The 12,094-nt window shown below is 40.5% G+C and carries 12 protein-coding genes; 2 read left to right on the top strand and 10 right to left on the bottom strand.

The annotated features are described in order from the left end of the window. Nucleotides 1-196: 196 nt before the first annotated feature. Genes ACRWQM_RS07250 through sdhC form a run of 4 tightly spaced genes read right to left on the bottom strand, consistent with a single transcriptional unit; the run spans nucleotide 197 to nucleotide 3,423 of the window. Nucleotides 197-904, bottom strand: a complete 708-nt coding sequence (locus ACRWQM_RS07250) for a succinate dehydrogenase iron-sulfur subunit (RefSeq protein ID WP_226415291.1) — start codon at nucleotides 902-904, stop codon at nucleotides 197-199. Nucleotides 905-919: 15 nt separating this feature from the next. Beyond that, a complete protein-coding gene (gene sdhA, locus ACRWQM_RS07245; protein ID WP_434931710.1) occupies nucleotides 920-2,686 on the bottom strand; it encodes a succinate dehydrogenase flavoprotein subunit in 1,767 nt (588 codons plus the stop codon). Next, nucleotides 2,687-3,034, bottom strand: coding sequence for a succinate dehydrogenase, hydrophobic membrane anchor protein (gene sdhD, locus ACRWQM_RS07240; RefSeq protein WP_434926410.1), 348 nt, complete (start codon nucleotides 3,032-3,034; stop codon nucleotides 2,687-2,689). Further along, entirely contained in the window at nucleotides 3,028-3,423 is a 396-nt protein-coding gene (sdhC, locus tag ACRWQM_RS07235; protein ID WP_226415282.1) for a succinate dehydrogenase cytochrome b556 subunit, read from the bottom strand. Before sdhC ends, sdhD begins: the two co-directional genes overlap by 7 nt. A 416-nt stretch (nucleotides 3,424-3,839) precedes the next feature. On the opposite strand from sdhC, the gene ACRWQM_RS07230 reads away from it, so the two are divergent. After that, a complete protein-coding gene (locus ACRWQM_RS07230) occupies nucleotides 3,840-5,126 on the top strand; it encodes a citrate synthase (protein WP_434926411.1) in 1,287 nt (428 codons plus the stop codon). A 66-nt stretch (nucleotides 5,127-5,192) separates the two neighbouring features. Here ACRWQM_RS07230 and ACRWQM_RS07225 read toward each other — a convergent pair whose 3' ends face one another. Both ACRWQM_RS07225 and cobB read right to left on the bottom strand, forming a co-directional pair. Next, the gene (locus ACRWQM_RS07225; RefSeq protein ID WP_434931996.1) at nucleotides 5,193-5,618 is read right to left on the bottom strand and encodes an AAA family ATPase; all 426 of its coding nucleotides are present in this window, start codon (nucleotides 5,616-5,618) and stop codon (nucleotides 5,193-5,195) included. A gap of 113 nt (nucleotides 5,619-5,731) precedes the next feature. Further along, a complete protein-coding gene (gene cobB / locus ACRWQM_RS07220; RefSeq protein ID WP_434931709.1) occupies nucleotides 5,732-6,466 on the bottom strand; it encodes a Sir2 family NAD+-dependent deacetylase in 735 nt (244 codons plus the stop codon). Between the two features lie 404 nt (nucleotides 6,467-6,870). On the opposite strand from cobB, the gene fur reads away from it, so the two are divergent. Then, nucleotides 6,871-7,302 (top strand): ferric iron uptake transcriptional regulator, encoded by a 432-nt coding sequence (gene fur, locus ACRWQM_RS07215; protein WP_226415204.1) that lies wholly within the window; start codon nucleotides 6,871-6,873, stop codon nucleotides 7,300-7,302. A gap of 120 nt (nucleotides 7,303-7,422) precedes the next feature. Here the strand turns inward: fur and ACRWQM_RS07210 are convergent, their stop codons facing one another. From ACRWQM_RS07210 to ydiJ, 4 genes are all read right to left on the bottom strand, one after another. Beyond that, nucleotides 7,423-7,923, bottom strand: a complete 501-nt coding sequence (locus ACRWQM_RS07210) for a GNAT family N-acetyltransferase (protein ID WP_434931995.1) — start codon at nucleotides 7,921-7,923, stop codon at nucleotides 7,423-7,425. An 86-nt stretch (nucleotides 7,924-8,009) separates the two neighbouring features. Further along, nucleotides 8,010-8,426 (bottom strand): MarR family winged helix-turn-helix transcriptional regulator, encoded by a 417-nt coding sequence (locus tag ACRWQM_RS07205; RefSeq protein ID WP_434931708.1) that lies wholly within the window; start codon nucleotides 8,424-8,426, stop codon nucleotides 8,010-8,012. Between the two features lie 108 nt (nucleotides 8,427-8,534). Then, complete coding sequence (locus tag ACRWQM_RS07200; RefSeq protein WP_226415200.1) at nucleotides 8,535-8,975, bottom strand: DUF1285 domain-containing protein; 441 nt, start codon at nucleotides 8,973-8,975, stop codon at nucleotides 8,535-8,537. A gap of 11 nt (nucleotides 8,976-8,986) precedes the next feature. After that, entirely contained in the window at nucleotides 8,987-12,031 is a 3,045-nt protein-coding gene (ydiJ, locus tag ACRWQM_RS07195) for a D-2-hydroxyglutarate dehydrogenase YdiJ (RefSeq protein ID WP_434931707.1), read from the bottom strand. Nucleotides 12,032-12,094 lie beyond the last annotated feature (63 nt).

Below are 12,094 nucleotides of genomic sequence, written 5' to 3'. Positions count from 1 at the left end.
GTGCTAGCCATAATGCATAACAATTAACACAATCGTCATGCTTAACTTCTATCTCTGCCAAAGACTTGTACTAAATAACGGATCTAACAAATTAATGACAAAGGTAATCCGTAAACACACAAAAGAGCCATCTCCAATATGAAGATGACTCTCATAAAGAGCTAATTAAACGTATTTAAAGGCTCTTCTGTGTTCATTAAACAGCTCGTTTCAATAACATTGACTTGATATGACCAATAGCTTTAGTTGGGTTTAGTCCTTTAGGACAAACATCAACACAGTTCATAATTCCGTGACAACGGAACACACTGTAAGCATCGTCAAGCTCAGATAAACGCTCTTCAGTAGCGGTATCACGGCTGTCAATTAAGAAACGATACGCATGTAATAAACCACTTGGTCCGATAAATTTATCTGGATTCCACCAGAAAGAAGGACAAGCCGTAGAACAACATGCACACATGATACATTCGTATAAACCATCTAAATGCTCGCGCTCTTCAGGTGATTGTAAATGCTCACGCGCTGGGGCCTTTTCATCATTGATAAGATAAGGCTTAATTTTTTCGTATTGCTTATAGAACTGAGTTAGATCAACGACCAAATCTCGCACAACTGGCATGCCTGGTAAAGGACGAACTACAATTTTTTTCCCTTTAAAGGTCGAAATTGGCGTAATACACGCTAAGCCGTTTTTACCATTCATGTTAACGCCGTCAGAACCACACACACCTTCACGGCATGAACGACGAAACGCAATTGTTGGGTCTTGTTCTTTCAGCTTAATTAATGCATCTAACACCATCATATCAGAGCCATCAGGCACTTCTAAGGTGTAGTCCTTCATATAAGGCTTGGTATCTACATCAGAATTATAACGATACAATGCAAATGTTAATTTCATCTTTGCAACTCCTGCCTAATAGGTACGTTTTACCGGTGGAAACGCATCACGTAATTTAGGTGTCATATTGACATCACGTTTTGTCATAGCTTGTGTTTTTGGATCATACAAGCTGTGGCATAACCAATTATCATCATCACGGTCTAAATAATCTTCACGAGAATGTGCACCACGGCTTTCAGTACGGAAGTTAGCTGCATAGGCAGTTGCCAGCGCTGTTGACATTAAGTTATCTAATTCTAAACATTCAATACGTTGAGTATTAAATTCATCAGAGTTATCAGATAGCTTAGCCTTCTCAAGACGCTTTTGGATTGCTTGTAGCTGTTCTAGACCTTCTGCCATGGAATCACCACTGCGGAAAACAGAGAAATTTAACTGCATACACAATTGAAGCTCTTTACGGATAACCGAAGGATCTTCGCCGTCTTTGTTGCTTTCCCAACGATTAAGACGAGCAAGTGATGCACTAATTTCTACGTCTGTGGCCGCTTTTGGATCAGGCGTAGCATCTAAAGCTTTACCTAAGTGCTGACCTGCAGCACGACCAAATACCACTAAATCAAGAAGAGAGTTACCACCTAAGCGATTCGCACCGTGTACAGATACACAAGCGATCTCACCTACAGCAAATAAACCTAGTACGTCTTGCTCAGTACCATCAGCATTCTGACGAATAACTTGACCACTGACTTTAGTTGGCAATCCACCCATCATATAATGACAAGTTGGAATAACAGGAATTGGACCATCAGCCGGATCAATGTGAGCAAAAGTACGTGATAACTCACACACACCAGGAAGACGGGCTTCAAGGGTCTCTTTGCCTAAATGATCAAGCTTAAGTAATAAGTGTGGACCTAAAGGACCATCTAAACCACGACCTTCACGAATTTCAGTCATCATTGAACGTGCTACCACGTCACGCGATGCTAAATCTTTGGCATTTGGTGCATAACGTTCCATGAAACGTTCGCCATCTTTATTTAAAAGATATCCACCTTCGCCGCGACAACCTTCAGTCACCAATGTACCTGCGCCAGCAATACCTGTAGGGTGGAACTGCCACATTTCCATGTCTTGTAACTGAACACCAGCACGAGCCGCAATACCAACGCCATCACCAGTATTGATGTGCGCATTAGTGGTTGACGCATAAATACGCCCTGCTCCGCCAGTTGCTAAAATAGTTGCTTTTGCTTTGAAATAAACAATGTTGCCTGTTTCAATTTCAATCGCAGTACAACCAACAACAACGTCATCTTCATTTTTAACAAGATCTAAAGCATACCATTCAGAATAAACATCTGTTTTATGCTTGACGTTTTGTTGATACAAACAGTGCAGTAGAGCATGACCTGTTCGGTCTGCGGCAGCAGCGGTACGCGCAGCTTGCTCACCACCAAAGTTTCTTGATTGGCCACCAAAAGGACGCTGGTAAATAGTACCATTTTCAAAACGAGAGAATGGTAACCCCATTTGCTCAAGTTCGATAATCGCTTCTGGACCGGTTTTACACATAAACTCAATGGCTTCTTGGTCGCCGATAAAATCAGAACCTTTCACCGTATCATACATGTGTTGTTCCCAGTGATCTTCATGCGCATTACCTAACGCAACAGTGATACCACCTTGCGCAGATACGGTATGAGAACGGGTAGGAAACACTTTTGATAAAAGCGCACAGCTTTTACCTTCTTTAGAAATCTGTAATGCTGCTCGCATACCAGCGCCACCGGCGCCAATCACGATTGCATCAAATTCGCGTACTGGAATACTCACTTATACACCCCACACTATCACGATGCCGGCCGCTAAATAACTGAATGCGGTCACAACGAAGGTAAATTGTAATACACCACGTAACGATGTGCTTTTTACATAGTCAGTCAATACTTGCCATACACCAATCCAAGCGTGGACGAGTAAAGCAACTAAGGCTAACAGTGTAAATACTTTCATTGGCAATGTGCTAAACAAGCCATGCCAAATTTCGAAAGTCAGTGGAGAACTACACGCGATAAATCCCACCAAGAAAATAGTATAACAAGCTAGGATTACCGCACTTGCGCGTAGTAAAATATAGTCATGGACACCACTACGTCCAAAACTTGCTGCGTTAGTTACCATACCCAAATCCCCGCTATGATAGAAAAGGTTGCTGCTAAAGCAAACATCACTTTAGCTGAAGCGATACCTGAAGCTAGCTCTTCCCAACGGCCAGTATCCATAATCAAATGACGTATGCCACCTAATAAGTGATATCCAAGCGCGGTTAGAATGCCCCAAAGGATGAACTTCATTACGAAACCATCAAACAAGGTTTGTACGCTAGCGAAGCCTTCAGCAGAGGTTAAAGTTGAATTTAACAGCCACAAAAGAATACCAATAGCGAATAGCATGATGACACCGGAAATGCGGTGTAGGATAGATGCGATAGCTGTCGCAGGGAAGCTTATCGTCTGCAGGTCTAGATGGACAGGTCTTTGCTTTTTCACGTTCTGCTCACTCAGCTCCATTGAGCATTATTTTTTTATGTATCTCTTTTTTGCTTTAAACGCATCAAGGTCAAAAAATGTTTATTACATTATTTGAGCAAAAAAGAAATTACTATCAAACATCTAAGCAATTGAGAAATCACTATTTTAGTTTGTAAAGTAATCATTTCTAAAGTGTGATGTTTGTCGCCCTTAGGGACGTAGGCAAGTATACTCGTGAGAATTGTCAAATACAAACATCACATTATGCAAATTCTGTTTTTTTATGATTTTTTTATTCTAAAGCCTATACCACAAGGCCTTCAGCTAGATATATACCTTGGTCTAACAAATTTAAACGCTTATTTAAATTGATCTGTGATCCCTATTCACTGTAAAGTAATGTCCGCTTAACATGCCGCACTCATAGATATAGAATGACGTAAGGAGAACGGGGTATGGCTGATAATATAGCCAAATTAGAGTTACCAGGTAACGATTCAATCGACTTACCAATCAAGAAAGGTACTGAAGGGTTTGATGTAATCGACATCAGTACATTAGGGAAGAAAGGTTATTTCACTTTCGATCCAGGCTTTCTAGCAACAGCTTCTTGTGAGTCTGCAATTACATATATCGATGGTGATCAAGGTATTTTATTACACCGTGGTTATCCGATTGATCAACTTGCAACTGAATCAACTTATTTAGATTTATGCTACTTGCTTTTATACGGAGAGCTACCGTCTAAGGCTGATTTCGACAAGTTTGAAGCCACAGTGAAAGAACACACTATGGTTCACGAGCAAATCGCTTTCTTCTTCCGCGGTTTCCGTCGTGACGCACACCCAATGGCAATGCTATGTGGTGTGACAGGGGCACTGTCTGCTTTCTATCAAGACTCTCTTGATGTTAACAATTCTAAGCATCGTGAAATAGCAGCTTATCGTTTGGTGTCAAAAATGCCAACAATCGCTGCTATGTGTTACAAATACTCAATGGGTCAACCATTTGTGTATCCACGTAACGACTTAAGCTATGCGGGCAACTTTTTATCGATGATGTTCGCAACACCTTGCGAAGAATATAAAGTTAACCCTGTTGTAGAAAAAGCAATGGATCGTATTTTTGTACTCCATGCTGACCATGAGCAAAATGCATCTACCTCTACTGTACGTTTAGCTGGTTCTTCTGGTGCTAACCCATTTGCGTGTATCGCAGCGGGTATCGCATCACTATGGGGCCCTGCTCACGGCGGCGCAAACGAAGCTTGTCTTGCTATGCTTGAAGAGATTGGTTCTGTGGATCGTATCCCAGAGTTTATCGCTAAAGCGAAAGACAAGAATGACCCATTCCGCTTAATGGGCTTCGGACACCGTGTTTACAAGAACTTTGACCCTCGCGCAAAAGTGATGCGTGAAACCTGTCATGAAGTTCTAAATGAACTTAAAGTTGTTGACCCATTACTCGACGTAGCAATGGAACTTGAACGTATTGCACTTGAAGATGAATATTTTATCTCTAAGAAGCTATATCCGAACGTTGACTTCTACTCTGGTCTCATTATGAAAGCCATTGGTATCCCTAATGATATGTTTACAGTGCTATTTGCATTGTCACGTACCGTTGGTTGGATTTCACATTGGAAAGAAATGTTAGATCAACCAGGTCACAAAATTAGCCGCCCTCGTCAGTTATATACTGGTGAGTCAGCGCGTGAATTTGTGAGTTTAGACAAACGTTAATTTATTAAATGATGTCTAAATAAAAAAGCGCCGAAAGGCGCTTTTTTGTATTCAAAAAACAAATATTCATCCTAGGTCAAACGCTTTCCCCATTCTTTGAATATGCTTCAAAGGAACATTATGCTTGTTGCGTTTTGCGCACAATTGTTGATGAGATGCTGATTTTGGCTCACCAGTTATAACAATTTTAACCTTATAACCCAAAGCGACAGCAGCAGTTTTATAAGCGATATATTCCCAATGACACACATTGGTATTATCACATATCACTATGGGTTCACCTCTTGATAAGGCCTCAATGAATAAGCTTAAATTAATTTGATGATATTCAGATAATTTACTGATATCAAATTGATACAGCCCCTCAACAACAAATAAACTATCGGTTGAGAAATAACCATATTGCTTAGTCTGCAACGCAACTGACAAAGGTTGTGATTGAATAAATTGCTCTACCCAATGTGATTTACCACTTCCGGGTAAACCACGCATAATGATAGCTAGCCTATGGAATAACTCACCATCAATGCATGTGTGCTCAGTGCTCACTGACCCAGTATCTATTGTTTCAGAATCTATTGACTTAATGTCTGCGGACTTGGCACTCATGACGATATCGACTCGCTGCCAATAGTTTTACCCTGCAAAATATTGTCCACTAACTGGGGCATAATGTCCCCTGCTTTACCGGTAAAATGGTATTGGAATTGACTATGTCTATCGGGCGCAACAAGATTAACCTCAACGGTTTGCGCGCCATGATGATTAGCACTATCAACAAAACCGGCTGCAGGATAAACCGTACCTGAAGTGCCGATAGCGATAAATAGGTCGCAGCGGTCCAGTGCATCATGTATTCGGTCCATTCCGAAAGGCATTTCACCAAACCAGACAATATGTGGCCGTAAACGCATTGCAGGAATGCAGCAGGTACAGCAATTGTCGGGACCAAAGGGTTCGCGCAAAATAAATGTTTGCAGTGATTTAGGGCATCGACCTTTGGATAATTCCCCGTGCATATGCAATAAACGTCTTGAACCAGCACGTTCATGCAAGTCATCTACATTCTGGGTAATCACTAGTAGATTGCCCTCAAACTCAGCTTCTAATTTGGCCAAGGCAATATGAGCCAAATTCTCACATACTTCACCTGAATGTAATTGTGTCCAACGGTTATTATAAAATCGCTCAACTAATGCAATATCTTTAGCATAGCCTTCAGGTGTCGCCACATCTTCTATGTGATGCTGCTCCCATAAACCATCTTGATCACGAAAAGTGCGAATACCTGACTCTGCAGAAATGCCTGCGCCGGTTAACACGACAATATTCCGGTACATGGTGCTTCCTTTTTATTATTAGGGTGTATTTTTAAGTTATATAATGAAACAGCGCTGCCGCTGCCAGACAAATAGCAGGCTAAGTAATCAAGCTTACACTATCAATAGCAGGGTTTAACCTGCAACTAACTTCCATCATTTTTAGTTTTATTTATTTCAATAGACTAAATAAAACATATTTTCTAGTGTTAATCCAAAGACCATTAATGGCAATAATCCCTTAGTATAAGTAGGCTTACTGTCACAAATAAGCTATTTTTTTGCTAAGCGTTGTTAATAACGACGATTTTTGGGCTAATAAGTCGATTAAGCAGTTTAAGAGGTTTAAGTTTTCCGATTCAACACATATAATGAATTAATTACCCACGGATGAACCGATTGGTTCTGCAATCAAGAGATTAGCAATGACAGATGGAAATCAAGCGCTTAAAAAAGCCGGTTTAAAAATTACCCTGCCAAGAGTTAAAATTCTAGAGCTAATGCAAAACCCTGAAAATCAACACATCAGTGCAGAAGACTTGTACAAGCGGTTACTTGAAGTAGGCGAAGAAATTGGTTTAGCTACTGTTTACCGCGTGCTTAACCAATTTGATGATGCCGGTATTTTAAACCGTCACCATTTTGAGTCGGGTAAAGCGGTATTTGAAATGTCGACTCAAAAGCACCACGACCATTTAGTGTGCTTAACCTGTGACAAAGTTATTGAGTTCTCTGATGATGTTATTGAACGTCGCCAGGACGAGATTGCTATGCGTCATAATATTAAATTAACTCACCACAGCTTGTACCTTTACGGCCATTGTACTAATGATACTTGCGACCACGCTGACGAATAGTTAATGCTATTGTTCAGAAAGCTAGATTATTAAGATTAGTAAACTATTTATTGCATCAAGCAAATAAAAACCAGCTAACATAGCTGGTTTTTTTGTATCTAAAATTATCATCAATGGTCTTTATAAATCGCGCTGATAAACATGCACTTTATGACCATAATACTCGCTCTGTTCAAAGACTGACATTCCCACCTTTTTAGCTACCGCTTCTGAGCCAACATTTCCGTGCAAAATTAATGCTATAGCAAGTTCAATTCCATATGATGGCTTGAATGTGTTAATTGCAGCTTGTGCCGCTTCATAACCAATTCCCCTTTTCCAATACTCTGGTAAGTAACGGTAACCCAATTCGACCTTATTAAACTCAGGTAAATATTTAGGCCCACAAAAACCAATGACCTTATTGTCTGCTTTATGATGTACCGCCCAGCGGCCAAACCCATGTAGTTGATAGTCTGCAGTAATCACATTTTCAAAAATATCTAACGCTTGCGACTCTTGAGTCATTGGCTCTGCAGGAATATAGGTAAGAATTTCTGGGATACTGTTCAGTAAAAAAAGGCTAGGCACGTCTGATACCGTAAAAGGGCGCAAAATTAAACGTTCTGTTTCAGCAATAATGCTATTTTCATCAACCATGATTGGCTATTCCATTTTCAATATTTATTGATTGTTAATCTATTATCATAATTGAAAACGTTGAGATTTTAGCATGTTTTGTTGATTTTATTTAACAAACGCATTAACTCTTGTTGCTCAGTATCGGTCAGTTGCTCCAAAAATTGCTCATTGACCCATTCTGCTTCATGGATGAGGTCATGCTCTAAGGCTTTACCGTTGTCGGTTAAATAAATTTGAAATGCGCGCCGATTATCGGCTTCTTGGTGGCGAGTGACGAACCCTTGCACTTGCAACTGATCAAGTAACCGCGTCATGGTGTAATTAGCTACATCACATCGTTTAGACAGTTCTGTTTGACTCAAGCCTTCTTCTTGCCACAGGGTAAACAATACCGGCCATAGCTTAATATCTAACTCATATCGTTTGAGGCGCGCATCTAACGCTTGCTGCAGCGTCAAATTTAAATGTGATACCAAGTAATTTAAACTTTCGAATCGTTTCAATTAATGCCTCCTCGCTGCGTTTGTACTGCGAATACTCCGAAGATCAATTTTCACTCATAAAACATATCGTATAAACTTACGTTAAAGCATACGCTACAAAACAGTATTTTAGTCAAAATCGACATGTTCATTAATGTATCGGTAATAGCAAGCGCGGTTTAATATTGCTGTTAATCCCCTAGGAAGGCTTACAAAAATTCCCTGCTGTTCCAATTCAATATCTGATGGTATCACGTTAAAGTCAGTATCAAGGTTAGATTTAAAGCAAAAACCTTGCTCTGTTTTATCGACATCAACCATTAACAGTGGCCAGGTTTCAACAGATACTTTCACCTTTTCGACAGGAGTAATTAAAAAGTACTCAGTATCGATGCAATGTAAAATATGACTAAACATTCGCGCAAATTTAGTCGGTAGCGGACTGTTAAGATACAGCCAACTACCATCAGATAAAATACTGAATAACACCTCATCACTGCATAACTTCGCCCCGTCTTTATGGGTGAATTGCTCAATAGATGGCATTGTTTCAGTCTCGTTATCTATCATTTCATCACTACCTAGTTATTATCAAGCAAAGCTAGCAATGCTTCTATTGGGTGCTTTGGATTAAATTTGGCAAACCGTTTAACCTGACTTCGACATGAGTACCCTGACACTAGAATCTGGCTCTTTTGAGCCACTTTATCAATACTTGATTGCCAAGACATGTCAAATAACGCTTTAGACCGCTCAAGATTTTCTAACTCATGACCGTATGTGCCCGCCATACCACAGCAGCCTAGATTTAAACTACTTACCTTAGCACCAAAGTGACTAAAAATAGTTTGCCATTCCTTACCTGTATTGGGTTTAGCCGTTGATTCGGTACAGTGGCTAAACCAGGAAAACTCTGCTGGCGTCTGCTTAATGATTTTAGGTAAATGTTCAATTGCGGTAACTAACCACTCATTAGCCAGTTTTACTTCAAAGTCGCCACGCTTTTTCCCCAAAGCTTCGTGGTATTCGTCTCGGTAGCACAATACTAAAGCAGGATCTAAACCGACCATCGGCATCCCAAGGGAATGGACCTTATTAAAAAAGTCAGCACTGTCTTGAGCCGTTTTAGCAAACTTAGACAAAAAGCCCTTGATATGGCTAGGCTTACCATTGGGTTTAAACGGTAATAAAACCGGTTTAAAGCCTAGCTTTTCGATTAACTGAATAAAACGATACACAATATCGGCATCATAAAAAGAGTTAAACGGATCTTGTACAACAAGTACGTATTGGGCGCGATCAGCTTCAGGAATACTGTATAAAGCATCTAAGTCATAACCCCTACTTGGGTGACCATCTAAACGTTGCTTTAATGTCGGGACTGACAGTTTGGGTGAGTCGACATAACCAATCGTTTTTTTAATAATCCATTGGCTTAACGGATTTTGTGACGCAAGGTTGGTCACTTTTGGCATTGAGGCCATTAATGGCAGCGAGTCTTCAATGCCGGCAACTAAATAATCTTTAGCCGGACGTAAATAACGTTTGTAATAAATGTCAAAAAATTGTGCCCTAAATTTCGGCACATCGACTTTTACCGGACACTGACTAGAACACGCTTTACAGCCTAAACACCCTTTTAAAGACTCCATCACCTCATGTGAATAGTCATAATCACGTTTAGCATTAATGGTATTTTGCACCCGTTGCAATAAGCTTAATGACTTTGATGCGGCTAACGCTTTGACATCAACACCTTCAGCTTCAAGTAACCTTAACCACTCTCGCATTAATCCCGCACGCCCTTTAGGCGATTGAATTCTGTCACCTGTGACTTTAAAAGATGGGCACATAGGCGAATAAGCACTGTAGTTAAAGCACAAACCATTGCCGTTACAATTCATCACATCGGGAAAAGCGTCACGCACTACCACTGGAATTTGTCTGTCAAAACTGCCTCGTTTGGCGCTATCAACATTAAACATCAATGGACCTGATTGTGCTGGGGCAACTAACTTACCAGGGTTTAAACGATTATCTGGATCAAATAAGCCTTTTATATATTGCAGTACGCCATATAACTCGTCACCAAAAACCGCAGGGCCATACTCGCCGCGTACACCTTTTCCGTGCTCGCCCCACATCAAGCCGCCATACTTAAGGGTCAATGCCGCCACTTGATCAGAAATAACCTTTAATAATTTTTCATCGGCTTCATCACACATATCAAGGGCTGGGCGTACGTGCAGTACACCAGCATCTACATGGCCAAACATGCCATATTGCAATTTATAGCCATCTAACAAAGCTCGGAATTCCATAATAAAGTCGGCCAAATTTTCAGGTGGCACTGCTGTGTCTTCAGCAAATGCGATAGGTTTACGGCGACCTTTAGTGGCACCCAGTAAACCTACCGCTTTTTTACGCATACCATATATTTGCTCAATACTGGGTTTATCGCTGGTTATTTGAAAACCAACAAGTCCATACAATTCATCGGATAATTGCTGGGTAAGTACCGCTTCTAAACTGGCGACCTTAGCCCGAACGTCAGCATCATCACCAGCAAACTCAACCATATTTAATCCTTCAATAACCTTGTTAGGCACATCTTGAATTAAATCAGCTACCGAGTGCCAAATAATATCTTTTTTTGCTAGGTTTAATACTTTGGAGTCAACGGTTTCAACTACTGTGGCTTTGGCTTGAACTAATGATGGAGCGTGGCGTAAAGCAGACTCAAATGAGTCATATTTTATATTAACCATCATCCGTGTGGTGGGTAATGGTGTAATATTCAATTTTGCTTCGGTGATCACTGCAAGCGTGCCTTCTGATCCAGCAAGAATACGCGATAAATCAAATTGACTTAAGGTATCATTCCACACATGTTTTAAATCGTAACCGGTTAAAAAACGATTCAACTTAGGAAATCGGTTATCGATTAATTCACGCTTATCACGACAAATATCAGCTACTTTGGCAATAATACTATCTGCTAGTGCATTTTCTGTCGGTGAAGAATGGGTTGAATCTTGATTAATTGGTCTAGTCGTTAAAACACTACCGTCGATTAATACACTGGTAAGTCCTAAAACATGATCGGATGTTTTACCGTACACCAAAGACCCAGCCCCTGAAGCATCTGTGTTAACCATTCCACCCACTGTGGCACGGTTTGATGTGGATAAGTCAGGACTGAAAAAGTAGCCATGGGGCCTTAATACATCATTAAGCGCATCTTTCACTACACCGGCTTGTACTTTAACCCATCCCTCTTTGGCGTTAACCTCGATCACTTGATTCATATGACGAGATACGTCTAAGATAAGTCCATGGGTTAATGATTGACCATTGGTGCCAGTTCCGCCCCCGCGCGCGCTGAATGTTACCGCCCTAAACTCAGGTTTTGCAGCTAAACGTAAGACCAGCTCAACGTCTTTTTGACTGGCTGGATAAATGACCGCTTGGGGCAAAAATTGATAAACAGAATTGTCGGTGGCTTGAATAAGTCTGGCGCTATATCGTTTGTCGATTTCACCATTAAAATCACTTTGTTCCAGCACGTCTAAATACGCTAGATAAATCGGTTCTAAAGTTTGTTTATGTGAAAGTAGAGGTAACATGGCAGACTTATTATTTATTATTAGTTGCAGCCATTATAAACAAAAAAAAGCCGCTAAATAGCG

This window comes from Shewanella sp. HL-SH5 (assembly GCF_051163755.1).
Lineage (GTDB): Bacteria > Pseudomonadota > Gammaproteobacteria > Enterobacterales > Shewanellaceae > Shewanella > Shewanella glacialimarina.
This window is presented reverse-complemented; position numbering and strand designations above follow the sequence as displayed.